At 66.8% G+C, this 25,019-nt stretch carries 22 protein-coding genes; 10 read left to right on the top strand and 12 right to left on the bottom strand.

Going from position 1 to position 25,019, the window contains the following annotated elements; genetic code table 11:
- Positions 1-111 precede the first annotated feature (111 nt).
- The 3 genes from ACZK2R_RS14765 (at position 112) to ACZK2R_RS14755 (ending at position 7,235) form a co-directional block, all read left to right on the top strand.
- Positions 112-5,088, top strand: a complete 4,977-nt coding sequence (locus tag ACZK2R_RS14765; protein WP_180837519.1) for an NAD-glutamate dehydrogenase — start codon at positions 112-114, stop codon at positions 5,086-5,088.
- Between the two features lie 381 nt (positions 5,089-5,469).
- Positions 5,470-6,243 (top strand): NAD kinase, encoded by a 774-nt coding sequence (locus tag ACZK2R_RS14760; RefSeq protein WP_006376667.1) that lies wholly within the window; start codon positions 5,470-5,472, stop codon positions 6,241-6,243.
- Between the two features lie 47 nt (positions 6,244-6,290).
- Positions 6,291-7,235 (top strand): 5'-nucleotidase, encoded by a 945-nt coding sequence (locus ACZK2R_RS14755; protein ID WP_005417414.1) that lies wholly within the window; start codon positions 6,291-6,293, stop codon positions 7,233-7,235.
- A gap of 129 nt (positions 7,236-7,364) precedes the next feature.
- On the opposite strand, the gene ACZK2R_RS14750 is transcribed toward ACZK2R_RS14755, so the two are convergent.
- The 12 genes from ACZK2R_RS14750 to asnS form a co-directional block, all read right to left on the bottom strand.
- Positions 7,365-7,916: a DUF2939 domain-containing protein gene (locus ACZK2R_RS14750; RefSeq protein WP_071227460.1), complete on the bottom strand. Its 552-nt coding sequence runs from the start codon at positions 7,914-7,916 to the stop codon at positions 7,365-7,367.
- 42 nt (positions 7,917-7,958) lie between these two features.
- Complete coding sequence (locus tag ACZK2R_RS14745; protein ID WP_049463159.1) at positions 7,959-8,939, bottom strand: aldo/keto reductase; 981 nt, start codon at positions 8,937-8,939, stop codon at positions 7,959-7,961.
- On the bottom strand, positions 8,939-9,625 hold the full coding sequence (locus tag ACZK2R_RS14740; protein ID WP_032127674.1) for a DUF2461 domain-containing protein: 687 nt from the start codon (positions 9,623-9,625) through the stop codon (positions 8,939-8,941). The genes ACZK2R_RS14745 and ACZK2R_RS14740 overlap by 1 nt, the downstream gene beginning before the upstream one ends.
- Positions 9,622-11,061 (bottom strand): exodeoxyribonuclease I, encoded by a 1,440-nt coding sequence (gene sbcB / locus ACZK2R_RS14735; protein ID WP_180837521.1) that lies wholly within the window; start codon positions 11,059-11,061, stop codon positions 9,622-9,624. The genes ACZK2R_RS14740 and sbcB overlap by 4 nt, the downstream gene beginning before the upstream one ends.
- Positions 11,061-12,428: an FAD-dependent oxidoreductase gene (locus ACZK2R_RS14730; RefSeq protein ID WP_032127676.1), complete on the bottom strand. Its 1,368-nt coding sequence runs from the start codon at positions 12,426-12,428 to the stop codon at positions 11,061-11,063. Before ACZK2R_RS14730 ends, sbcB begins: the two co-directional genes overlap by 1 nt.
- A gap of 31 nt (positions 12,429-12,459) precedes the next feature.
- Positions 12,460-13,734, bottom strand: coding sequence for a kynureninase (kynU, locus tag ACZK2R_RS14725; RefSeq protein ID WP_180837522.1), 1,275 nt, complete (start codon positions 13,732-13,734; stop codon positions 12,460-12,462).
- A 218-nt stretch (positions 13,735-13,952) separates the two neighbouring features.
- Complete coding sequence (locus ACZK2R_RS14720; protein WP_032127723.1) at positions 13,953-14,474, bottom strand: 3-hydroxyanthranilate 3,4-dioxygenase; 522 nt, start codon at positions 14,472-14,474, stop codon at positions 13,953-13,955.
- A gap of 19 nt (positions 14,475-14,493) precedes the next feature.
- Positions 14,494-15,156: a carbonate dehydratase gene (gene can, locus ACZK2R_RS14715; protein WP_014037740.1), complete on the bottom strand. Its 663-nt coding sequence runs from the start codon at positions 15,154-15,156 to the stop codon at positions 14,494-14,496.
- A gap of 72 nt (positions 15,157-15,228) precedes the next feature.
- Complete coding sequence (locus ACZK2R_RS14710) at positions 15,229-15,867, bottom strand: FMN-binding negative transcriptional regulator (protein ID WP_180837523.1); 639 nt, start codon at positions 15,865-15,867, stop codon at positions 15,229-15,231.
- Between the two features lie 7 nt (positions 15,868-15,874).
- Positions 15,875-16,189, bottom strand: a complete 315-nt coding sequence (locus ACZK2R_RS14705; protein ID WP_006453002.1) for a hypothetical protein — start codon at positions 16,187-16,189, stop codon at positions 15,875-15,877.
- A gap of 7 nt (positions 16,190-16,196) precedes the next feature.
- Positions 16,197-16,496, bottom strand: a complete 300-nt coding sequence (locus ACZK2R_RS14700; RefSeq protein ID WP_005417403.1) for a hypothetical protein — start codon at positions 16,494-16,496, stop codon at positions 16,197-16,199.
- Between the two features lie 30 nt (positions 16,497-16,526).
- A complete protein-coding gene (asnS, locus tag ACZK2R_RS14695) occupies positions 16,527-17,921 on the bottom strand; it encodes an asparagine--tRNA ligase (protein ID WP_049400203.1) in 1,395 nt (464 codons plus the stop codon).
- Positions 17,922-18,049: 128 nt separating this feature from the next.
- On the opposite strand from asnS, the gene ACZK2R_RS14690 reads away from it, so the two are divergent.
- The 7 genes from ACZK2R_RS14690 (at position 18,050) to zipA (ending at position 24,951) form a co-directional block, all read left to right on the top strand.
- On the top strand, positions 18,050-18,388 hold the full coding sequence (locus ACZK2R_RS14690) for a HesB/IscA family protein (RefSeq protein WP_006376495.1): 339 nt from the start codon (positions 18,050-18,052) through the stop codon (positions 18,386-18,388).
- Positions 18,389-18,466: 78 nt separating this feature from the next.
- Positions 18,467-19,009, top strand: a complete 543-nt coding sequence (locus ACZK2R_RS14685; RefSeq protein WP_180837524.1) for a CbrC family protein — start codon at positions 18,467-18,469, stop codon at positions 19,007-19,009.
- A gap of 160 nt (positions 19,010-19,169) precedes the next feature.
- The gene (rpsF, locus tag ACZK2R_RS14680; RefSeq protein WP_006452997.1) at positions 19,170-19,607 is read left to right on the top strand and encodes a 30S ribosomal protein S6; all 438 of its coding nucleotides are present in this window, start codon (positions 19,170-19,172) and stop codon (positions 19,605-19,607) included.
- Between the two features lie 11 nt (positions 19,608-19,618).
- Positions 19,619-19,849: a 30S ribosomal protein S18 gene (rpsR, locus tag ACZK2R_RS14675; protein WP_002804494.1), complete on the top strand. Its 231-nt coding sequence runs from the start codon at positions 19,619-19,621 to the stop codon at positions 19,847-19,849.
- Between the two features lie 105 nt (positions 19,850-19,954).
- Positions 19,955-20,404 (top strand): 50S ribosomal protein L9, encoded by a 450-nt coding sequence (gene rplI / locus ACZK2R_RS14670; RefSeq protein ID WP_014037734.1) that lies wholly within the window; start codon positions 19,955-19,957, stop codon positions 20,402-20,404.
- Between the two features lie 259 nt (positions 20,405-20,663).
- Positions 20,664-24,167 carry a chromosome segregation protein SMC gene (gene smc / locus ACZK2R_RS14665; RefSeq protein ID WP_180837525.1) on the top strand — a complete coding sequence of 1,168 codons (3,504 nt, stop codon included), beginning with the start codon at positions 20,664-20,666 and terminating at the stop codon, positions 24,165-24,167.
- 46 nt (positions 24,168-24,213) lie between these two features.
- Positions 24,214-24,951 carry a cell division protein ZipA gene (gene zipA / locus ACZK2R_RS14660; RefSeq protein WP_006376490.1) on the top strand — a complete coding sequence of 246 codons (738 nt, stop codon included), beginning with the start codon at positions 24,214-24,216 and terminating at the stop codon, positions 24,949-24,951.
- The last annotated feature ends 68 nt before the right edge of the window (positions 24,952-25,019 follow it).

Below are 25,019 nucleotides of genomic sequence, written 5' to 3'. Positions count from 1 at the left end.
CGTCTAAACCGCAGCAAACCCGAATCTGGTTATTCCGTCCTGCAGCAAGGCCTTTTCGTGCGGTAGGGCTACAATTTCATTTTCCCAACTGAGCAAGCGCATCGCTCTGCCATGAAACCGCAAAAAACCGCAGCCAAGACCGTGAAAAACAAGACCAAACCAGCAGAGTCGGAGGTCGCAGTGACCGCTGGTTTCTCCCTGGAGCCGGTGTACACGGCATTGCGCAAGCGTTACCCCGCGGCCGCACAGGCCGAAGCGGTGGCCTTCGCCACTGACTTCTACAAGCGCATGGAGTCGGACGAGTTCCCGCACCACAGCGCTGAAGAGTGGGCCGCTCTCGCGGCTGAGACGCTGGAATTCGCCCGTGCCCGCAAGGCCGGCAAGGCCAACGTCCGCGTGTTCAATCCGACCGCGAAGGCCAACGGTTGGGAATCGCCGCACACCGTGCTGCAGATCGTCAACGACGACATGCCATTCCTGGTCGACACCGTCACCATGTCGCTGGCCGAACAGGGCGTAGGCGTCCACGTGCTGGGCCACCCGGTGCTGCGCTTCACCCGCGACAAGGCCGGCAAGCTGGTCAAGGTCGGCGAGGGTGATGCCGAGTCGGTGATGCTGCTGGAGATCGACCGCCAGCCGGCCGAAGCCATGGCGGCCATCGAGCAGGCCATCAGCAAGGCGCTGGACGAAGTGCGTGCGATCGTGCGCGACTGGCAGCCGATGAAGGACAAGGCACTGGCGCTGGCCGACGACCTGGGCAGCCGCCAGCTGCCGGTCGACGACGCGTCGCGCAAGGAAGCACAGGAATTCCTGCGCTGGGCCGCCGACAACCACTTCACCTTCTTCGGCTACCGCGAGTACCGCGTCGAGAAGCAGGGCAAGGAAGAGGTGCTGGCGCCGCTGAACGACACCGGCCTGGGCCTGATGCGCGGCAAGGACAAGTCCGCCGCCCGTCCGGTCAAGACCCTGGCCGCGCAGGGCCTGAACACCACGTCCGGGCTGAAGGACGCGCTGATCCTGACCAAGACCAATGCCCGTTCGCGCGTGCACCGCGCCGGCTACATGGACTACATCGGCGTGCTGGAATTCGACGCCAAGGGCAAGATCATCGGCGAGCAGCGCTTCCTCGGCCTGTTCACCTCCAGCGCCTACAACCGTCGCCCGTGGGAAATCCCGCTGGTGCGCCAGCGCCACGAGCACGTGATGAAGCAGTCGGGCCTGGCCTCGGCCAGCCACAGCGGCAAGGCCCTGCGCCACATCCTGGAAACCCTGCCGCGCGAAGAACTGTTCCAGTCCAGCGAGGACGAACTGTTCCGCACTGCCATGGGCGTGCTGGGCCTGCAGGAGCGCGTGCGCAGCCGCCTGTTCCTGCGCCGCGACAAGTACAGCCGTTTCATCTCCGCGCTGGTCTACCTGCCGCGTGAGCGCTTCAACACCGACGTGCGCCTGCGCATCGAAGCGATGCTGAAGGACGCGCTGCACGGCGAGTACGTGGACAGCTCGGTGGTGCTGGGCGAATCGCCGCTGGCCCAGGTGCACCTGATCGTGCGCCCCAAGCCGGGCGAAATGCTGGACGTCGATACCGCCGAACTGGAGCAGAAGCTGGCCCAGGTGCTGCGCAACTGGCAGGACGACCTGCGCGAAGCGCTGGTGACCCGCCATGGCGAAACCGAAGGCCTGCGCATCGCTGCCCGTATCGGCAAGGCACTGCCGGCCGGCTACATTGAAGACAACAGCACCGCCGTTGCCGCCAACGATGTCAGCCAGCTCGATGCCCTGACCGGCCCGGACGACCTGCGCCTGAGCCTGCAGGCCGTGCCGCGCGAAAGCGGCGATGGCCTGCGCCTGAAGCTGTATCGCCAGCTGGACGACATTCCGCTGTCGGACGCGCTGCCGATGATGGAAAACATGGGCCTGCGCGTGATCGCCGAGCGTCCGTACCGCCTGTCGGTCGACAACGCGCCGGTGTACGTGCAGGACTTCGAGGTCGAGTCGACCGCCGGCGCGATCGATGCCGCCAGCGTCGATGAAGCCTTCGGCGAGACCTTCGCCCGCGTCTGGCACGGCGATGCCGAGAACGACGGCTTCAACCGCCTGGTGCTGGCCGCTGGCCTGCACTGGCGCCAGGTCGCCATGCTGCGTGGCTACTGCAAGTACCTGCTGCAGACTGGCGTGCCGTTCTCGCAGGCCTACGTGGAAGGCACCTTCGCGCGCTACCCGCTGCTGGCCCGCCTGCTGGTCGAGCTGTTCGAAGCCCGCTTCGATCCGGCTACCGGCCAGGAGAGCAAGGACGATATCGCCGCCGGCCAGGCCCAGCTGAAGGCCCACTTCGATGTGCTGGCTGCTGGCGACGACGCCACCCTGAAGGTGCTCAAGACCGTGGTCGATGCCCGCAAGGGTGACCGCGACGCGCAGATGCAGGCCGCGCGCGATGCGCTGCTGAAGCTGATGGACCGCGTGTCCAGCCTGGACGAGGACCGCATCCTGCGCTCGTTCATGGGCGTGATCGACGCGACCCTGCGTACCAGCTACTACCAGACCGATGCCAACGGCCAGCACGGCCATGTCATCAGCTTCAAGTTCGATTCGGCGCTGGTGCCGGACCTGCCGAAGCCGCGCCCGTACCGCGAAATCTTCGTCTACGGCCCGCGCGTGGAAGGTACCCACCTGCGCTTCGGCGCGGTCGCCCGTGGTGGCCTGCGCTGGTCGGACCGTCGCGAAGACTTCCGTACCGAAGTGCTGGGCCTGGTCAAGGCGCAGATGGTCAAGAACACCGTCATCGTGCCGGTCGGCGCGAAGGGCGGCTTCTTCGCCAAGACCCCGCCGGTGAACGGCGACCGCGACGCGATCTTCGCTAACGGCGTGGCCTGCTACAAGCTGTTCATCCAGGGCCTGCTGGACATCACCGACAACATCGTCAACAACAAGATCGTGCCGCCGGTGGATGTCGTGCGCCACGATATGGACGATCCGTACCTGGTGGTGGCTGCCGACAAGGGCACCGCGACCTTCTCCGACATTGCCAACGGCCTGGCCATCGCGCACGGCTTCTGGATGGGCGATGCGTTCGCCTCTGGTGGTTCGGTGGGTTACGACCACAAGGGCATGGGCATCACCGCACGCGGTGCGTGGGAGTCGGTCAAGCGCCACTTCCGTGCGCTGGGCCGTGACAGCCAGAGCCAGGACTTCACCGCAGTCGGCGTCGGCGACATGTCCGGCGACGTGTTCGGCAACGGCATGCTGCTGTCGCGCCACATCCGCCTGGTCGCCGCGTTCGATCACCGCCACATCTTCCTGGACCCGAACCCGGATGCAGCCACCACGTTCGTCGAACGTGAGCGCCTGTTCACCGTGCCGCGTTCGAGCTGGGCGGACTACGATGCCAAGCTGATCAGCAAGGGTGGCGGCGTGTACCCGCGCAGCCTGAAGTCGATCGAGATCACCCCGCAGGTGCGTGAAGTGCTGGGCCTGGACGAGAACGTCAAGGCGCTGTCGCCGAACGACCTGATGAGCGCGATCCTGAAGGCACCGGTCGACCTGCTGTGGAACGGCGGCATCGGTACCTACGTCAAGGCCGCCAGCGAGCAGCACAGCGATGTCGGCGACCGCGCCAACAACGCGCTGCGCGTGAACGGTGGCGAGCTGCGCTGCAAGGTGGTGGGCGAGGGCGGCAACCTGGGCATGACCCAGCTGGGCCGCATCGAAGCTGCCCAGGCCGGCGTGCTGCTCAACACCGACTTCATCGACAACTCGGCCGGTGTCGACACCTCCGACCATGAAGTCAACATCAAGATCCTGCTCAACGATGTGGTGCGGGCCAAGAAGCTGACCGTCGAGCAGCGCAACAAGCTGCTGGCTTCGATGACCGATGAAGTCGCCGAGCTGGTGCTCAACGACAACTACCGCCAGAACCAGGCGCTGAGCCTGATGGAGCGGATGGCGGTCAAGCGCCTGGGTTCCAAGCAGCACTTCATCCGTACCCTGGAGCAGCAGGGCCTGCTTGATCGCCAGATCGAGTTCCTGCCGTCCGATGCCGAGCTGTCGCAGCGCAAGGCACGCGGCCAGGGCCTGACCCGTCCGGAGCTGTCGGTGCTGCTGTCCTACTCCAAGCTGGTGGCGTTCGCCCAGCTGCTGGATTCGGACATTCCGGAAGATCCGTACCTGTCCAAGGAGCTGCAGCGCTACTTCCCGACCCCGCTGCAGAAGAAGTACGCCGACGCAATGGAGCGTCACCGCCTGAAGCGCGAAATCATCGCCACGGCCGTGACCAACCAGACCATCAACCGCATGGGCGCCACCTTCCTGATGCGCATGCAGGAAGACACCGGTCGTTCCATCGCCGAGGTCGCCAAGGCCTACACCATCAGCCGTGAAACGCTGGATGCACGCGCGCTGTGGGCGCAGATCGATGCCCTCGACGGCAAGGTGCCGGAGTCGGTGCAGATCGACGCACTGGAAGTGATCTGGAAGCTGCAGCGCTCGTTCGTGCGCTGGCTGCTGTCGCGCCCGGGCGCGATGCCGGGCATCACCGAAGCGGTCAACCGCTACCAGGGTCCGTTCAACGACATCCGCGTTGCTTCGGGTGTGCTGCCGGATTCGCAGCGTCCGACCTACGAAGCCCTGGTGGCCGAGTGGAAGGAAAAGGGCCTGCCGTCCGCGCTGGCACAGCAGCTGGCCGAACTGCACTTCCTGGAGCCGGCGTTCGACATCATCGAACTGGCCCGTACCCGCAAGCTGAAGCCGGTGGACGTGTCCAAGGTCCACTTCCGCCTGGGCGATGCCCTGCAGCTGCCATGGCTGTTCGAGCAGGTCGACGCGCTGGAGGTCAACGGCCGTTGGCACGCCGTGGCACGTGGCGTGCTGCGCGACGAGCTGGCCGCCAACCACCGCAACCTGGCGGGCCAGGTGCTGGGCACCAAGGGTGGCAGTGCCGAAGCCAAGGTGGCCGCATGGATGGGCCGCGATGACAACAGCCTGCGCTTCACCCTGGCGATGCTGGCCGAACTGGCCGAGCAGAAGACCCTGGACTACCCGACCGTCTCGGTCGCCGTCCAGCGCCTGGGCCAGCTGGCCGCGCATGGTGCGTAAGCGCATTCGCGCTGACGCCCCACGGTTTGCTCTGCAAACCGTGGGCCCCATGCCAACCATGCTCCCAGACCCCCGCGCCGTTGGCGCGCCCCCCTGACTCAGGGGGGCTCCTGATCTGCAGCAGTTGGAGGAACGGCCCCGCGAAAGCGGGGCCGTTCTGTTTCTGCCTGTTTTTCTGCGATCACTGACCCGACGCCGGCCGTCGACCTGTCAGGTGGATGACCGGCATATCCGCCGGGACCGTGAGCGCCATGGATGGCGCGATCGAGCCCCCAGGGACGGGTTTACGGCGTGTCCCGGCGGATATGCCGGTCATCCGCCCCGCGCGGTCCACCCCCGGCGCTCGGTTATGCTCTTCACCAGTCCCCCCCGGATCCACCGATGAGCGACACCCCCCGCATCGCTTTCCTGGCCAGCACCACCGAGCCCGCGCAGATGGCCCGCGCGGCCATGGTCTCGCGTTATGGTGACCACGCGCCGGAGCAGGCCGACGTTCTGTGCCCACTGGGCGGCGACGGTTTCATGCTGCAGACCCTGCATCGGCACGGGCACCTGGGCAAGCCGGTGTTCGGCATGAAGCTGGGCACCGTCGGCTTCCTGATGAACCAGTACCGTGGCGACGATGACGTGCAGGCCCGCATCGCCCGTGCCGAACCGGCCAACCTGCGCCCGCTGGAAATGGTGGCGCTGACCGAGTCGGGCACCAGTACCGGTTCGCTGGCCTACAACGATGTGTCGCTGCTGCGCCAGACCCGGCAGGCGGCGCATATCGGCATCGACCTCAACGGCCAGGAACGTGTGGCCGAACTGATCGGAGACGGCGTGCTGGTGGCCACCCCGGCAGGCAGTACCGCCTACAACTATTCCGCGCACGGACCGGTGCTGCCGCTGGGCTCGCATACCATCGCGCTCACGCCGCTGGCCCCTTACCGGCCGCGACGCTGGCGCGGGGCGATCCTCAAGGCCGACACCGAGGTGCGTTTCCGCGTGCTTGATCCGTACAAGCGCCCGGTCAGCGTTACAGCGGATTCGCACGAGACCCGCGACGTGGTCGAGGTGACCATCCGCGAGTCGAAGGACCGCCGCGTGACCCTGCTGTTCGACCCGGAGCACAACCTGGAAGACCGGATCCTGAGCGAACAGTTCGTTTTTTGACGACAATAGGCGGCCGGCCCCGCCGACCGCTTGAAGGACCCCCACCGATGGGCGACAACTCCCCCCGTTTGCTGACCGTCGCGGTGACCTCGCGCGCCCTGTTCGACCTCGAGGAAAGCCATGCGCTGTTCGAGAGCGATGGCGTGGCGGCCTATGCCGAATTCCAGCGCCAGCACGAGGACGATATCCTCGGGCCCGGCGTGGCCTTCCCGGTGGTGCGCAAGTTGCTGGCGCTGAATCAGGGCGCCAGCCCGGAGAACCCGCGGGTCGAGGTGATCCTGCTGTCGCGCAATTCGGCCGATACCGGCCTGCGCATCTTCAATTCGATCCAGCACTACGGCCTGGGCATCATCCGCGCAACGTTCACCGCCGGCGAGCCGACCTGGCCGTACGTGAAGCCATTCGGCACCGACCTGTTCCTGTCGGCCAACCCCGAATCGGTGCGCAGCGCGCTGCGCCATGGCATCGCGGCGGCGACCATCCTGCCCAAGCCGCCGGGCGAGACCGCCGCTGCGGCGGCCGACCAGATCGATACCGGTCGCCCGGCCGGCCAGCTGCGCATCGCCTTTGACGGTGACGCCGTGATCTTCGGCGACGAGAGTGAGCGCATTTCGCGCGAGCAGGGCGTGGAAGCCTTTGGCCGCCACGAACGCGAGCGCGCCCGCGAGCCGCTCAGCGGCGGGCCGTTCCGTGGCTTCCTGTCGGCGCTGCACACGCTGCAGGAAGTGTTCCCGGCCGGAGACAGTGCACCGATCCGCACCGCACTGGTGACCGCGCGTTCGGCACCTGCGCACGAACGGGTGATCCGCACCCTGCGTGAGTGGGGTGTGCGCCTGGACGAAGCGCTGTTCCTCGGTGGCCGCCACAAGGGCCCGTTCCTGCAGGCGTTCGGCGCCGACATCTTCTTCGATGATTCGCAGCACAACATCGACAGCGCCCGAGAGCATGTAGCCGCCGGCCACGTGCCGCATGGCGTTGCCAACGAAGGATAGGGTCTGGTAGTTGCCAACGTTGGTTGGCGCCGTCCTGGATGCGTGCCCACCAAGGTGGGCATCTACCAGAGCGCCATGCCCCGGTAGTCGCCAACCTTGGTTGGCATTGCCGTCAGGCCACGGGTCCCGTCAAGGGCTGCCGGACATCCCCAGCTGCAGGTCCACCACTTTCCAGCGCAGGCCCTGCGGTTCCAGCACCACCTTCATCGGCGGCTGGCCGGGGCCGCGATCGACATCGATCACGAAGCGGTCCAGCGCTTCGAAATGATGTTCGGCATGCTTCAGCGGCCGTGCGGGTTCGGTCGCGCCGAAGGCATCGCCGCCCTGCAGTTCATTGCGGCCGCGCTTCCACAGCACGTGACCCTGCAGCATCGCGCCGATCCCGGTCGGGGTCACCATGGTGTCCACCGCGGCACCACCAAGCTGGTCGCCCAGCCCGTACAGCAGGGCACCGAACGGGCTGGCCGCCACATCCGGGCCGGCTTGGCGCACCAGATAGTCATTGAGCTGCGCGCGCAGGCTGCTGCGCACGCGCGGGAAATCAACGTAACGCTCCAGGCGCGCGGTGTCGCGTTGCTCAATGGCCTTGGACAGGCCATTGACGGTCATGTACGGGCCGCCGAACCACCAGGCGGCCAAGGCCAGGACCAGCAGCCCAACGAGTGCGGTGAGTTTCTTCATGCCGCCCAGACTGCCGCAACCGCAGCAGCATGGGGTGAAGACTCAATGACTGGGAGATCCGCGGCCATCACCGAAGGCGTCCACCAGCTGCTGGCGTTCGGCTGCGGTCAGTGCCTCAAGCCGCGTCGCCAGTACTTCGTCCAGGCTGCCGGTGCGGGTGGTGCCCAGGATGCCACTGGCCACGCCGGGATGGCCCAGGGCGTAGGCAAACGCGGTCTGGGCCGGGCGCTGGCTGCGGATGGCGGCGAGTGCCTTCCGCATGTTGCGTGCGCTGCGCATCAGTTGACGGCTGCTCGGTTTGAGCCAGGCCCTGGCCAGGTACCAGGCATCCGCCGGTCGTGGCAGGCGCGGGCGTGGTGGCAGCAGATGGCCCTGCGCCAGCACGGTGCCGGCCAGTACGCCGATGCCCACCGCGTGCAACTGGTCGATGAGGGGTTCACGGTCCTGCTGCAGGGCGTTGTAATCGAGCAGCACCACGTCGAACAGCGTGGGATGGTCGATCATCCAGCGCAGGGTCGATGCCGTGTGCGTATTGATGCCGGTGTGCCGGATCAGCCCGCGTTCGCGCAGGCGTTGCAGCGCGGCCAGCAGGTCATCGTTGATGTCGTGCTGGCTGGCACCGTGCAGCTGGTAGATATCCAGGTAATCCAGGCCGAGGTTGCGCAGAGAGGCCTCGCAGCTGGCAGTGATGGCTGCCGGCGAGAAATTGCGTTGCTCGGCGCCGCTGACGCCGGCCTGGCCGGTCAGCGTGCCGCCCTTGCTGGAAATCACCAGCGACTCGCGCGGGTATCGCTTCAGCAACGGGCGCAGGATGCGGCCCAGTCGCGGCTCGGCGTGGAAACCGGAATAGTTGTGGCCGGTGTCCAACAGGTTCACGCCCTGTGCCAGTGCATGCTCGACCACGTGCGCGGCCGACTGTTCCGGGAAGCGGCGATGCCCCCAGAAGCCGGAGCAGCCAAGGCCCACCGGCGAAACCGCCAGGCCGGTGCGGCCCAGCGTGCGGCGTTGCTGTGCCAACGGCATCAGAATTCCAGGTCCAGCGCCGCGCACAGGTAGTCGACGAACGGGCCGAGCGCGGCCAGGTCCTTGCCCAGCGTGGACAGCAGGCGCGGGCCGGTCATGGTGGCGTCGTCCAGCGAGCGCCACATCACCCAGTTGCGGTGCTTGAGGTCGTCGATGAATTCGAAGTCGGCCGGGAAGCCGCGCGGCGGACGCACCAGCTTCTCGCTCTCTTCGAAGTCGAAGCGCTTGCGCAGGGCCGGTGCATGCGCTGCGGCCTTCCAGCTGCCCGGGTTGTCGAGGATGAAGTGGCGCACGCGGCGCTGGGTCTCCGGTTCCGGATGCCACAGGCCGGCACCGACGAAGCTCTCGCCCGGCTGCAGGTGCACGTAGAACGAGGGCGCGGCCACCTCGCGGCGGCGCTCATGGAACAGGCGTGCACCCTGCCAGGTCTTGTACGGGGATTTGTCGTTGGAAAAGCGCGCGTCGCGATGGATGCGGAACAGCGAGCCGCCGACGCCGCGGGTATCGGCGCGGAAGTGGTCGCTGACCTCGGCCAGCGCCGGCTGCAGGTCACCCAGCAGGCGCAGGAATGGCTGCCGCACGTGGTCTTCATACTGCTGGCGGTGGTCGTTGAACCACGCCTTGTCGTTATGCCGCGCCAGGCTGCGCAGGAACTTGAAGCTGGCGTCCGAGAAATAGGTACTCACAAGGTCTCCTGCAGGTGCTGGCCCCAGTCGCGCAGCGATTGCAGCAGGGCCTGGCGCCGCGCGTCGTCGGGCGCTTCAGCGGCCAGTGCATCGAGCTGCTGCTGGTACTGGGGCAGGTTGAGTTCGCCCAGCCCGCCATCTCCGAGCAGGCGCTGGCGGCGGTAATCCTGCCAGCGCTGGCGTTCAGCCGGCGCGAGGCTGTCGGGATGATTGCGCGCGCGGTAGCGGAACAGCAGCTCCGGCAGGCGCGGGTCGCGGAAGCGGCCTTCCAGCGCGGCCAGCTGCTCCGGCGCGGTGGTGCGTGCCAGCGCAAGCAGCGGCTTGTCGCCATTGCCGAGGAAGCCGTCGTAGAGCGAGGCATCGACATCGGCCACGGTGGCGGCGCGGGGCTGGTTGTAGACCTGCCGGGCCTTCTCGGCCAGCTGCGGGGCGAACGCGCGCAGGCGTTCCACCTTGGCCTCGATCGCGGCCACGTCCAGGCCGAGGCGCGCGTGGTCATCGGCGCGCAGGTGGTTCCAGGCGATCAGCGCGGGCACCTTGTTCAGGTGCACTTCCTTCAGCGGCACCCGCGCCACGCCTTCGGGCAGCTCGCTGGCGCGCATGTACAGGCGCTGTGCGATCACCTCGGCCGGCAGTTCCAGCAGATCGTCGATCTCGCCTTCCAGGTCGAACACGATCACCCGGTTGTTGATGGTCGGGTGCGCGGCCAGCGGCAGCACCGGGGCCGCGCACAGGCGACTGGCCGGGTAGCGCATGGAAATGTGCAGTACCGGCTTCATCGCGGCCACGTCCAGCAGGCTGCCGACGAAGCGTTTGTCGCGCAGCTTCAGCGCGTACTCCCACAGCCGTGGCTGCGACTGCTTGAACAGGCGTGCCATGCCGATGGTGGCGCGTACGTCGGACAGCGCTTCGTGCGCATCGCCTTCGCGCACGTTGTTGGCCTCGGCCAGGTGCTCGAGCTTGAACGAGGTGGCGCCATCCTCGCGCAGCGGCCACCGGATGCCGTCCGGGCGCATCGCGCGCATCAGCCGCAGCATGTCCAGCAGGTCCCAGCGCGAATTGCCGTTGCGCCACTCGCGTTCGTACGGGTCGTGGAAGTTGCGGAACAGGCCGTAGCGGACGAACTCATCGTCGAAGCGCAGCGTGTTGTAGCCCAGCGCACAGGTGCCGGGGCGCGACAGCTGCTCGTTGATGCGATCGAAGGCCTCGGCCTCGCTGATGCCCTCGGCCAGTGCCTGCTGCGGGGTGATGCCGGTGACCAGCGTGGCCATCGGCGAGGGCAGCAGGTCATCGGCCGGGCGCACGAAGAAGCTGACCGGCGTGTCGATTTCGTTGAGATCGGCGTCGGTACGGATCGCGGCGTACTGCGAGATGCGCGTGCGCCGCGGGTCCTGGCCGAAGGTTTCCAGGTCGTAGAACAGGAAGCTGTCAGCCATCAGTGCGCGCCCTCCAGGACCGGCAGCTGGGCGTGGATCTGTGCTTCCAGTGCGGTCCAGTCGATGTTGTCCAGTGAATCGTGACCGGCGGTGGCGGCCACCAGCATGTCGCGCTGCAGTTCGGTGCGGCGCAGCGCCTCGGCGTACGGCGTGTGCAGGAAAGTGACCATCGTGTAGTGCGGTACGAAGCGGGTCGGCCAGCGCCGCTGCAGTTCCTGTTCCAGCTCGCGCTGCAGCAGGAAGGCGGGATCGGCCACGCGGTCGCGCATCTCCAGGTAGTTCTCCAGCGCCATCTGCTGGATTGCGCGCGCATTTGGCTTGCGCTCGGCTTCGAACGCGGCGAACGCGCCTTCCAGATCATCGGCCTCCATCAGGTGACGGGCCAGCGCAACGCAGTCCTCGAACGCGCAGTTCATACCCTGGCCATGGAACGGCACCATCGCATGCGCGGCGTCGCCGATCAGCACGGCGCGGCCCTGCTGGTGCCAGCGTTCCAGAGTGAGCGTGCCAAGCAGGCCCGGCGGATGCTGCTCCCAGTCCGCGCGCAGGTTCGGGATCAACGGCAGGGTGTCGGCGAACTCGCGCGCGAACAGCGCCTCGGCCTGTGCGCCGGTGTTGACCGTGGCGAAGCTGGGGTCGCCCTGGTTGGGCAGGAACAGAGTGACGGTGAAGGTGCCTTCATGGTTGGGCAGGGCGATGCACATGTAGTGGCCGCGCGGCCAGATGTGCAGTGCATTGCGCTCGATGCGGAAGCTGCCATCGGCAGCCGGCGGGATCTCCAGCTCCTTGTAGGAGTGGTCGAGGAAGGCGATGTCCTCACCCAGCGGCGCGCGCCGGTTCATCGCCGCACGCAGTGCCGAACCGGCACCGTCGGCACCGATCAGGGTGTCGAAACGGATGTCGTGCGGGCTGTCGTCACGGTCATCGATGAAGCGTGCGTAACCCGCATCGAAATCGACGGTGTGCAGGCGGCGATGGAAGTGCACGGTGGCGCCGGCCTGTTCGGCCAGCTCCAGCAGCGTGGTGTTCAGGTCGCTGCGGTGGATCGACCAGATCACTTCGCTGTCGTCGCGGCCATAGCGCTGCAGCTGCGGTTCGCCCTCGCGCGGGTGCACCATGCGCCCGCGCATCATCACCGCGCGCGCCATCACCTCGTCTTCCACGCCCGCCTGACGCAGTGCGTTGCGCCCACGCTCGGCCAACGCCAAGTTGATCGAGCGGCCGCTCTCGTAGTCGGCCACGCGTGGATCGCCGCGGCGTTCGTACAAGGTGATGCGCCAGCCCTGGCGTGACAGCAGGATGGCCAGCAGGGACCCGGCAAGGCCGGCACCGATAATGCTCAACGAGCGGGAAGCGTGTGCGATCAACGAACTGTCCAGCAGTAGGGGAGGGGCCGGCTTAGAGGCCGGCCCAGGCTTCCACTTCCTCGACGAAGTGGTGCACGTCCAGGTAGCGGTTGTAGAGCGGCGTGGGCGAGATGCGGATCACGTCGGGTTCGCGCCAGTCGCCGAGCACGCCGATGCCGCGCAGATGCTCGAACAGCGCACGGCCGCACTCGCGGCCACCGATCACGCGCAGCGACAACTGGCAGCCACGGCGCTGCGGCTCGGCCGGGGTGATGATGTCCAGCACGCCGGACAGGCGCGCACGGACCAGTGCTTCGAGCATGCCGGTCAGTGCCAGCGACTTGCTGCGCAGCGCCTCCATGCCGGCGCGCTCGAACAGGTCCAGCGAGGCGCGCAGCGGCGCCAGGCCGAGGATTGGCGGATTGCTCAGCTGCCAGCCTTCGGCACCGATGGCCGGCGTGAACTGCGGTGCCATCTGGAAGCGGGTGGATTCCTCATGGCCCCACCAGCCGGCAAAGCGCGGCAGGCTGGTGTCGCGGTGATGGCGCTCGTGGACGAAGGCGCCGGCAACCGCGCCCGGGCCGCTGTTGAGGTACTTGTAGTGGCACCACACGGCGAAATCAGGGGCCACGTCATGCAGGCGCAGCGGCAGGTTGCCGACCGAGTGTGCCAGGTCGAAGCCGATACGCGCGCCCTGCAGGCGTGCGGCGCGGGTGATCGCATCGAGGTCGAAGGCCTGGCCGGTGCGGTACTGCACGCCGGGCCACAGCACCAGCGCCAGGCGTGAACCGTGCTCGGCGATGGCATGCTCGATCGCGGTCAGTGAAATCGTGCCGTTGGCCTCGTCCGGCTGCACTTCCACCAGGCACTCGGCCGGGTCGAAACCATGGAAGCGGATCTGTGCTTCCACCGCGTGGCGATCGGTCGGGAATGCGCCGGCTTCCATCAGGATCACCGGGCGCTCGGCCGTGGGCCGGTAGAAGCTGACCATCATCAGGTGCAGGTTCACGCTCAGCGTGTTCATTGCAACCACCTCGCTGGGCAGCGCACCGACCACGCGGGCCAGCTGCGCGCTCACCAGGCGGTGGTAGGACAGCCACTGCGTCGGGCCGGTGAAGTGGCCTTCCACCGCCAGCTCACCCCACTGCTTCATCACTTCCTGCACGGCCGCCTGCGCGCCACGCGGCTGCAGGCCCAGCGAGTTGCCGACGAAGTAGGTCTGCTCGCCGCCGCCATGGCGCGGAATCAGGAATTCATTGCGCAGCGGGCGCAGCGGATCGGCGGCGTCCAGGGCAATGGCGTGGGTGCGGCTGAGCAGGTCGGACATGGTCGGGCAACAGGCTGCAACGGGACCGCCAGTGTAGCGCCTGGGGCATGGCCCGGTAGCTGCCAACCCAACGCCAGCGCCGCATGACCCGGTTGTCGCCAACCTTGGTTGGCGCACGTACAAGCAAGCGCCCACCAAGGTGGGCATCTACAAGGTGGGCATCTACCAGAGCGGGGGCGAGCATGCGCCCACCAGGGTGGGCGACTACCGTTCGAGGCTCAGCCGACCGCTGGCGCCGGCAGCGGGTCCACGTGCCCGCACTCGCTGCAGGTACGCAGTTCCAGGCTGGCGTGATAGCGCGCAAACACCTTGGGCAGGTCGGTTTCGATGTTCTGCAGCGGGAAATACTCTTCGTGCAGCTTGTGGTTGCAGCGCTCGCAGTGCCAGATCACGCCGTCCATCTCGTGCGGCAGGCGCTTGCGCTCGACCACCAGACCGATACCACCGGGCGGGCGCCGCGGCGAGTGCGGAACCTTTGCCGGCAGCAGGAAGATCTCGCCGGCGCGGATCGGAATGTCGCGCACTGCGCCGTCTTCCTGCACCTTCAGCACCATCTCGCCTTCGAGCTGGTAGAACCACTCGGGGCCTTCGTCGTAGTGGAAGTCGGTACGCGAGTTCGGCCCGCCCACCACCATCACGATGAAGTCGCCGTTGTCGATCATCTTGTTGCCCACCGGCGGCTTCAGCAGGTGGCGGTTTTCTTCGATCCAAGCGTGCAGGTTGATCGGCGAAGCGAGCATGGTGGTCATCCGTAAGGGATCAGTCGCGCTTGCCCTTGCGCGGGACGTAGGACAGGGCCTTTTCGTAGGCCGGCTGCAGTTCTTCCTGCGAACCGACGTCGATGCCCATCTCGCGCACGCGTCCGTCCTTCAGGCTGTAGACCCAGCCGTGCACCATCAGCTTCTGGCCGCGGGCCCAGGCGTCCTGCACGATGGTCGAGCGGCACAGGTTGGCCACCTGCTCGATCACGTTCAGTTCGCACAGGCGTGCGTGCTTGAGCTCGTCGGTCTCGATCGCATCGAGGATGCCGGTGTGCTTCTGCATCACGTCGCCAACGTGGCGCAGCCAGTTGTCGGCCAGGCCGACGCGGGTGTTGTGCAGGCAGGCATGCACGCCGCCGCAGCCGTAGTGGCCGACGATCAGGATGTGCTTCACCTTCAGCTGGTCTACCGCGTACTGCACCACGCTCAGGCAGTTCAGATCGGTGTGGGCGACCACGTTGGCGACGTTGCGGTGCACGAACACTTCACCCGGGGCCATGCCGATGATCTGGTTGGCCGGCACGCGCGAATCGGAACAGCCGATCCACAGGTATTCGGGGTGCTGCTGCTTGGCGAGCTGGTGGAAGAACTCGGGGTCTTCCTTCTCGATGCGGTCGGCCCAGTCGCGGTTGTTCTGCAGCAGTTTGTGGATGTCTTTCATGTATGGGTCCCTGGCGTCGGGTGGGGGCGCGCCGCAGCCGTCCGGCTGCGTCGTCGCGGGAATCTGGGGCGTTCAGTCGCTGCGGGCGGCCTGTTCGCGGTGCCAGCGCATCCACTGCGCCAACTCGGTGGAAGCGGGGGTGCCCAGCTGTTCCAGTTCGGTGATCACCGCGCGCTGGTTCGCATCGGGATGGTTCTGGCTCAGCTTGAGCTTCAGCTGCACCTGTTCGACCTGGAAACGGAAGCCGACGATGGCGCGCAGCTCCGGGCCATGTTCGGCACGCGTGGCATCGAACTGCCAGGCCTGGCCGACACTCGCTTCGAAGCGGTCGCTGATCGCGCCGACCAGTTCGGCCAGCGCCTCGGTATCGTCGAAGGTCTGCAGCTGGCCACGCAGCTCGGCAGCGGCGTAGTTCCAGGTGGGTACCCGCGCAGCGGGTTCCTTGTCCGGATACCAGCTGGCCGAGACGTAGCCATGCGGACCATCGATCAGTACCTTGGCCGCGCCGCGGTGGCGCGACTGCGGGTTGGCGCGCGCCCAGTGGCCGCGCAGTTCGATCTGGTCGCCGTCACGCCGGTACAGCACCGGCATCCGGGTCAGCTCCGGCAGGCCATCGCTGCCGGGCGTAAGCACGGTAACGAACGGGTCGCGCGCCAGCAGGCGGTCCAGCCAGAGCAGGTCGGTCTCGGCGAAGGCGCGCGGGGTGAACATGCAGGGGTCAGGCGCGCCCGCCCAGCGACTGGATCATGCGGCCGCGCAGGCCCTCATCGCTGTCGGCCTGCGGCGGCTGCACTTCGTGCAGACTGAAGCCGCGCACCAGCGCGTCTTCCTCGTCCAAGCCGTCGTACTCGACGAATTCGGCGTCGAACAGCTGCGAACGCGCGGTGTCTTCGCTGTCATAGCTCAGCGTGTTGCCATCGCTGTCGAGCACTTCGGCGGTGCCGGCCGGGCGCACGCGCAGGCGCGCCCAGATCAGGGTGTTGCCGAGGCTGGCCAGCCACCAGCTGTCGCGCGAGGCGGTGATGTCATTCATGGATGTGTTACCAGAGCGAGGCCAGCCAGAGCAGGGCGGCCATGCCCAGTCCGGCCAGCAGGGTCAGCAGCGATACCCAGGCCGGCGTCGCCAGCCCGGACAGCGAGCGGTCCGGCTGCTGGCGATAGTCACGGCGCAGCAGCCAGGCCAGGGCATCGGGCTTGAGGAAGGCACCGCTGCCGAAGCGCTCGGCGAGCGCCGGATGGCGATCGCGTACGTGCACCAGGGTCAGCGGCCAGAAGATCACGAAGGCACTGAACCCGGCCACTGCAACGCCGACGAAACAGAGGGCGAAGAACAGGGTCATGGGAGCGGTACCTCCGTGGTCGTGTGGGGCTTAGAAGTCCGCGCTGCCCGGGGCGCGCGGGTAGGGGATCGCATCGCGGATGTTGGACAGCCCGCAGACGTACACCACCAGGCGTTCGAAGCCCAGGCCGAAGCCGGCGTGCGGCACCGAACCATAGCGGCGGAAGTCGCGATACCAGCTGTAGTGCTCACGATCCAGGCCGAACTGGGCCATGCGCGCATCCAGCACGTCCAGGCGCTCTTCGCGCTGGCTGCCGCCGATGATCTCGCCGATGCCCGGGGCCAGCACGTCCATCGCGGCAACGGTCTTGCCGTCGTCGTTCAGGCGCATGTAGAAGGCCTTGATGTGCTCCGGATAGTTGGTCACCACCACCGGGCGGCCGACGTGTTCTTCGGTCAGCCAGCGTTCGTGCTCGGTCTGCAGGTCCAGGCCCCATTCGACCGGGAAGTCGAACTTCTTGCCGGACTTCTGCAGCAGGCTGACCGCATCGGTGTAGTCGATGCGCTCGAACGGCGCATTGATGAAGTCTTCCAGCTTGGTGATCGCGTTCTTGTCCACGCGCTCGGCGATGAAGGCCAGGTCGTCGCCACGCTCGTTCAGCACCGCACGGAACAGGTACTTCAGGAACTCTTCGGCCAGGCGCGCGTCTTCGGCCAGGTCGGCGAAGGCGATTTCCGGCTCGATCATCCAGAACTCCGCCAGGTGGCGGGTGGTGTGGCTGTTCTCGGCGCGGAAGGTCGGGCCGAAGGTGTAGACCTTGCTCAGCGCCAGGCAGTAGGCCTCGACGTTCAGCTGGCCGGACACGGTCAGGAAGGTTTCCTTGCCGAAGAAGTCGCGGCTGAAATCGATCGCGCCCTTCTCGTCACGCGGCAGGTTCACCATGTCCAGGGTGGACACGCGGAACATCTGGCCGGCGCCCTCGGCGTCGGAGGTGGTGATGATCGGGGTGCTGATCCAGTTGAAGCCGTTCTCGTGGAAGAAACGGTGCACGGCCTGGGCCAGGCAGTTGCGGATGCGGGTGACCGCGCCGAACAGGTTGGTGCGCGGGCGCAGGTGCGCCACTTCGCGCAGGAACTCCGGCGACATCGGCTTGGGCTGGATCGGGTAGGTGAGCGGGTCTTCGACCCAGCCGACCACTTCCAGCGTGCTGGCCTGGATCTCGAACGACTGGCCCTTGCCCTGCGACTTCACCAGGGTGCCGGTGGCGATGACCGAGCAGCCGCTGGTCAGGCGCTTGATTTCGTCGAAGTTGGCCAGGCTGTCGCCGGCCACGACCTGGATCGGGGCGAAGCAGGAGCCGTCGCTCACATTCACGAAGGCCAGATTCGCTGAACCGCGCACCGTGCGCACCCATCCGCGTACCGTGACTTCGCCGCCTTCCGGGATCTTCCCGGCAAGCGCATGTTCAACGCTGACCACCGTCATGACTTGAATCCTCTGCTGATCGACTCGATCTGTGAACACGGGAGTTTACCGGTTGCAGCGTTCTGCTTGCGAGGCATTTTTCGTGGCAACGGCTCCTTATAATGTCCCCGTACCTATGGAGTAGCCCCATGGCCGTCAGCCTGACCCCCATTGCCTTCGAGCGCGTGCAGCGCTTTGTCGCCCAGACCCCCGGCGCGCTGGGCCTGCGTTTCGGCGTGACCAAGACCGGTTGCTCGGGCTGGGGTCACATCACCGACCTGGCCCGCGACGAGCGCGAGGGCGATACCGTGTTCGACCAGGACGGCGTGAAGATCTACGTCGACGCCAAGAGCCTGGCGCTGGTGGACGGCACCGTGATCGACTTCGGCAAGCACGGCCTGAGCGAAACGTTCACGTTCAGCAACCCGAACGCCACCGCCGAGTGTGGCTGCGGTGAAAGCTTCACCACCGACGCCGACAAGGCCTGAGGGCTGGTTCTGGCGTCCGCCGGGCATGGCCGGGCGCTGGTAGATGCCGACCTTGGTCGGCAGGGAAGGGATCCACGGGTGGAACGACCGCTTTTCATTTATCACCCCAACGCCTACGCCCTCTCCTTCGAAGAGGTCGACGGGGTCTGCGACTGCTGCGGTCAGCCGCGCACACTGCGGTACCGGGGGCCGTTCTACTCCGTTCTGAGCCCCGATTACCTGTGCCCCTGGTGTATCGCCGATGGCAGGGCAGCGGCCAGTTACGAGGGTGAATTCACCGGCTGGAGCGATATCGAGGGGGTATCCCCGGATCCGGCCGATCCGCCGCCGACCATCGCCCGCGAGCTGCTGCTGGAGATCTGCGAGCGCACCCCGGGCTACTCGTCCTGGCAGCAGTCGGTCTGGCTCAGCCATTGTGAGCGGCCCTGCGCCTTCCTCGGTTACGCCGGTAGCGAGGATCTCCAGCCCATCCTCGACGAGGTCCGGCCCGTCGTGATCGAGGTCAACCCGCGCGACGCCGACTGGGTGCTGGAACACCTGAGCCGGGACGGGGAGATGATTGGCTGCCTGTTCCAGTGCCTGGAATGCGGCCAGCACCGCCTTCATGTGGATCTGGGGTAGCCCGGTTCAGGTTGCCCTGTGACCCGCCGGTTGCCCAGCCACCCCATCTGCGCCATAATGCGCGGCTTCCTGCCTTCCTGGCGGGAATCCTTGCCCCACCGCGGTCTCAACGGCGGGGGGCTGTCCGGCCGCGAGGCCACATCCGAAAGGTAGAAAAAACATGAGTCGTCATTACGAAATCGTGTTCATGGTCCACCCGGACCAGAGCGAGCAGGTCCCGGCCATGATCGAGCGCTACAAGTCGCTGGTCGAGAACGGCAACGGCACCATCCACCGTCTGGAAGACTGGGGCCGCCGCCAGCTGGCGTACCCGATCCAGAACCTGGTGAAGGCCCACTACGTGCTGATGAACATCGAAGCCGACCAGGCCGTTCTGAACGAACTGACCGAAAGCTTCCGCTTCAACGACGCCGTGCTGCGCAACCTGGTCATCAAGCGTGACGAGGCTGACACCGAGCAGTCGCTGATCATGAAGAGCAAGGACGAGAAGGGTGACAAGCCGGAGCGCGGTGAGCGCCGTCGTCGTGACGACGAAGAAGGCGAGTCCACCACCACCGCTGACAACGAAGCCGGCGACGACGCCGCTTCCGCCGCCTAAGGAGCCTTCCCATGTCCAAGTTCTTCCGTCGCCGCAAGTTCTGCAAGTTCACGGCTGAAGGTGTGAAGGAGATCGACTACAAGGATCTCAACACCCTGCGCCAGTACCTGACCGAGAACGGCAAGATCGTGCCGAGCCGCGTCACCGGTACCAAGTCGAAGTACCAGCGTCAGCTGGCGACCGCCGTCAAGCGCGCTCGCTTCCTGGCCCTGATCCCGTACACCGACAACCACGACGTCTGATGCCCGGCGGGGCGGCCCGGTGCCGCCCCCGCTGTGCCAGCTATTCGGACAGCCTTTGTTGCGGGGCATCGCCTCGCTAACGAATAACTTATCTGGAGCAATACCATGCAGCTGATCCTCCTGCAGAAAGTCACCAACCTCGGCAATCTGGGCGACCTGGTCGACGTGAAGCCGGGCTACGGCCGTAACTTCCTCGTGCCGCAGGGCAAGGCCGTTCCGGCCACCGAGAGCAACAAGGCCGAGTTCGAAGCCAAGCGCGCCGAATACGAAGCCAAGGCCCAGGCCATCCACGCCGACGCTGACGCCCGCAAGGCCAAGCTGGAAGGCGCGAGCGTGACCATCCCGGCCAACGCTTCGACCGAAGGCAAGCTGTACGGCTCGGTCGGCGCCCGCGAAATCGCCGATGCCTTCACCGCTGCCGGCCTGCCGGTCAGCAAGAGCGAAGTCATCCTGGGCGAAGGCGCCTTCCGCAACATCGGCGAATACGACGTGCTGGTCCACCTGCACGCCGACGTCGAGACCACCGTCAAGGTCGTCGTCGTCGCCGAAGCCTGATCCCACGCCGCAAGGCCTGGAATCACCGCAGAACGGGCGCCCGCAAGGGTGCCCGTTTTGTTTTATGGCTCCGTTTCGTGGCGTCGGGCCACGTCCGGCCGGCGGGGTGGGGCTGGACAATGTTCCACGCCCATTCGTAGAACACGGCCACATCGGTATACTCAGGGCGTCACACCCGTTCCACGGGCATCGATCCCAGCAGGATCAATGACTTGGAGGGTAAACGCAGGCCGCTTGCCGGCCCCAGTCCGGAACCCCTATGCGTCTTTCCACGATCAAGCTGTCCGGCTTCAAGTCGTTCGTCGATCCGACCACCCTGCACCTGCCGACCAACATGACCGGCGTGGTGGGCCCCAATGGCTGCGGCAAGTCGAACATCATCGACGCCGTGCGCTGGGTCATGGGCGAGAGCTCGGCCAGCCGCCTGCGTGGCGACTCGCTGACCGACGTGATCTTCTCCGGCTCCAACGCCCGCAAGCCGGTGTCGCAGGCCACGGTTGAGCTGATCTTCGACAACTCCGACCACACGATCTCGGGCGAGTACGCCTCGTTCAACGAAATCTCGGTCAAGCGCACGGTCAGCCGCGACGGCACCAGCAACTATTACCTCAACGGCACCAAGTGCCGCCGCCGCGACATCACCGACCTGTTCCTCGGCACCGGCCTGGGCCCGCGCAGCTACTCGATCATCGAACAGGGCATGATCAGCCAGATCATCGAGGCGCGCCCGGAAGACCTGCGCGTGTACCTGGAGGAGGCGGCCGGCATCTCCAAGTACAAGGAGCGCCGCAAGGAGACCGAGACCCGCATCCGCCACACCCGCGAGAACCTGGACCGGCTGGGCGACCTGCGCGACGAGATCAGCAAGCAGCTCGAACACCTCAAGCGCCAGGCCAGGCAGGCCGAGCAGTACCAGGCGCTGCAGGAAGAGCGCCGGGTCAAGGATGCCGAGTGGAAGGCCCTGGAATTCCGCGGGTTGGACGGTCGCCTGTCCAAGCTGCGCGAAGGGCTGTCGCAGGAAGAGACCAAGCTGCAGCAGCTGATCGCCGATCAGCGTGATGCCGAGGCCCGCATCGAGACCTCGCGCGTTCGACGCGAAGAGGCCGCCGACGCGCTCAACACCGCGCAGGCTGCGGTCTATCAGGTCGGCAGCACGCTGGCGCGCCTGGAGCAGCAGATCCAGCACCAGCGCGAACTGTCGCAGCGCCTGCACAAGGCGCGCGACGAGACCCGTCAGGCGTTGGCCGAACTGGGCCAGCACATCAGCGGCGACGAAGCCAAGCTGATGGTGCTGCGCGAGGCGGTGGAGGCCGCCACCCCGCAGCTGGAAGAACTGCAGGAAGAGAACGAGATCAAGCAGGAAAGCCTGCGCGAGGCCGAGGACCGGCTGGCCAGCTGGCAGCAGCGCTGGGAGCAGCACACCTCGCAGAGTTCGGAGGCGTCGCGCGCCGGCGATGTCGAGCGCACGCGCGTGGACTACCTGGACAAGCAGATCCTCGACGCTGACCGGCGTCGCGAGGCCCTGGCCGCCGAGCGCGCCGGGCTGGACGTGGACGCGCTGGAAGAAGCCTTCGAGCAGCTGCACCTGCAGCACGACACGCAGAAGACCGCGCTGGATGAATTGAGCGAAGACGTCGAGCTGCGCAAGCAGGGCGTGGCGACGGTGCAGGAACAGCAGCGCAATGGCCAGAACGAACTGGCCGAACTGCGCAAGCAGGCCAACGGCCTGCGCGGTCGCCTGGCTTCGCTGGAAACCCTGCAGCAGGCCGCGCTGGGCCAGGAGCAGGGCGCGGCCGTGGCCTGGTTGAAGGCGCGTGGACTGGATTCGGCGGCGCGTGTCGGCGAACGCCTGGACGTTGATGCCGGCTGGGAGAACGCGGTGGAAAGCGCGCTCGGCCAATTGATCGAAGGCGTGCTGGTTGATGATCCGGCCAGCCTGGTCGATGCCCTAGGCGAATTGGGCGAGGGCCACATCGCGCTGGTTGCCAACGATGGCGCGGACCTGAAGGTCGCGCCAACCTCGCTGGCGGCCCGCGTGCGTGGCCCGGCCGCGATCCGTCGCCTGCTGGCGCACCTGCACGCAGCCAAGGACCTGTCCGAGGCGAAGGTGTTGCAGGGCAGTCTTCCGGAAGGCGATTCGATCATCACCCAGAGCGGCGAGCGCCTGGGCCAGGGCTGGCTGCGCGTGTCGCGCTCCGGTGCGGCCCAGCAGGGCGCGCTGCTGCGCGAACGTGAGATCAACGAGCTGCGTGAGCAGATCGAGCAACTGCAGGATCGCGAAGCCGAGCTGGAAGAACAGCTGAGTGGTTTCCGCGAGCAGTTGCAGGCCGCTGAGCAGCAGCGCGAAGACGCGCAGCGTGCGCTGTACCAGGCCCATCGTGCGGTCTCTGAACTGGCTGGCCAATTGCAGGGACAGCAGGGCAAGGTGGAGGCGGCGCGAACGCGCATCGACCGCATCGAAGGTGAACTGAAGCAGCTGCAGGAAACGCTGGAAGCCAACAACGAGCAGGCGCGTGAAGCGCGGTCGCGGTTGGAAAACGCGGTCAGCAGCATGGGCGACCTGGAATCGACCCGGCAACGGCTGGAGGGTGAGCGCCGCCAGCTGACCGAGGCCCGCGACCTGGCCAGAGACGCCGCGCGAGCGGTGCGCGAGCGCTCGCACTCGTTGGCGCTGACCCTGGAATCGCAGCGGGCGCAGCTGGCTTCACTGAGCCAAGCGCTGGAACGCATGGGTACCCAGCGCGGGCAGTTGGATTCGCGACTGGGCGAACTGCATTCGCAGCTGGACGAAGGTGATTCGCCGGTCGAGTCGCTGCAGGCCGAGCACCAGAACGCACTGGAAGAGCGTGTGCGTGCCGATCGCGTGCTGACCGAGGCGCGCACGCTGCTGGACGGCATCGACGCCGAGCTGCGCAATTACGAGCAGACCCGTCACCAGCGTGACGAACAGGCGCTGGCCCAGCGCGAGCGTATTTCGCAGCGCAAGCTGGACCAGCAGGCGCTGGTGCTCAGCGCGGATACCCTGCAGGGCGCGGTGGAGAAGGCCGGGTTCGTGCTGCAGGACGTGCTCAACGCACTGCCCGAGGACGCCCGCCTGGGTGACTGGGAGCAGGCCGTGCACCAGATCGATGGCCGCATGCGCCGGCTGGAGCCGGTCAACCTGGCCGCCATCCACGAGTACGGCGAGGCTTCGCAGCGCTCGGACTACCTGGATTCGCAGCACACCGACCTGACCACGGCGCTGGAAACCCTTGAGGATGCCATCCGCAAGATCGACCGCGAGACCCGCGGTCGTTTCAAGGACACCTTCGATCGTGTCAACGCTGGCGTGCAGGCGCTGTACCCGCGCCTGTTCGGTGGCGGCCACGCCTACCTGGAACTGACCGGTGAAGACCTGCTCGACACCGGTGTGACCATCATGGCGCGTCCGCCGGGCAAGCGCGTGTCCAGCATCTCGCTGCTGTCCGGCGGCGAGAAGGCGATGACCGCGGTGGCGCTGGTGTTCGCCATCTTCCAGCTGAACCCCGCGCCGTTCTGCCTGCTGGACGAGGTGGACGCGCCGCTGGACGAAGCCAACGTCGGCCGCCTGGCCAACATGGTCAAGGAAATGAGCGAAAAGGTGCAGTTCCTGTTCGTCAGCCACAACAAAGCGACGATGGAGGCCGCGCACCAGCTGTCGGGCGTGACCATGCGCGAGCCGGGCGTCAGCCGCCTGGTCAGCGTGGACCTGGAAGAAGCCGCGCGATTGGCGGGCGCGGCCTGACGTGCCATCCTAGTTACCTGAATGAACCAGCCGGAGAACCTATCGAATGTCCGACACGGCACTGTTGCGCATCGGCATCCTGGCCGCCGGCCTGCTGTTGATCGCCGCGATCTTCCTGTTTGGCCGTCCGAAAAAGAAGCCCCAGGGGCGCCGCGTGGAAGGCGCGGAACCGACCAGCGGCGAGCGCCGCGAACCGGTACTGGGCGAAGACGGCGTCGCCGTGGCCGATGGCCGCGTCGAACCGGGCATGGGCACGGAAGGCGAGCAGGCCGAACTTGGTCTGGGCGAAACCGACCCGGGCGCCAGTGATCTCGGCAAGCGCGCCACCCAGGATTTCGACAAGATCGTCTCCTTGTTCGTGGCTGCCCGGGCCGGCGAGCAGCTTCGTGGTGAGGACATCGTGGTGGCGGCTGAGAAGACCGGCCTGGTGTTCGGCCACATGAACGTGTTCCACCGTCTGGTGGAAGGCCACCCCGAGCGCGGCCCGATCTTCTCGATGGCCAGCATCATGAAGCCGGGCAGCTTCGACATGGCCAACATCCGTGCCATGGAAACCCCGGCCATCGCCTTCTTCCTGACCCTGCCGGCGCCGCTGACCGCGCTGGACGCCTGGGAGAAGATGCTGCCGACGGTGCAGCGCATGGCTGAACTGCTGGATGGCGTGGTGCTCGATGACAGCCGCAATGCCCTGGGCCGCCAGCGCATCGCACACATCCGTGACGAGCTGCGCGCCTACGACCGCCAGCACCAGGCCCCGCCGCTGACCAAGACCCCGCGCTGGTAAGCGCCATGGCGTGCCGACCAACGGTCGGCACCCACCCCGACCAACGGTCGGCACCCACAACAGTAGAT

It is taken from the genome of Stenotrophomonas sp. 96582_Sma (genome assembly GCF_056480905.1).
The sequence above is the reverse complement of the archived record's forward strand: the minus strand, read 5'-3'. Positions and strand labels throughout refer to the sequence as shown.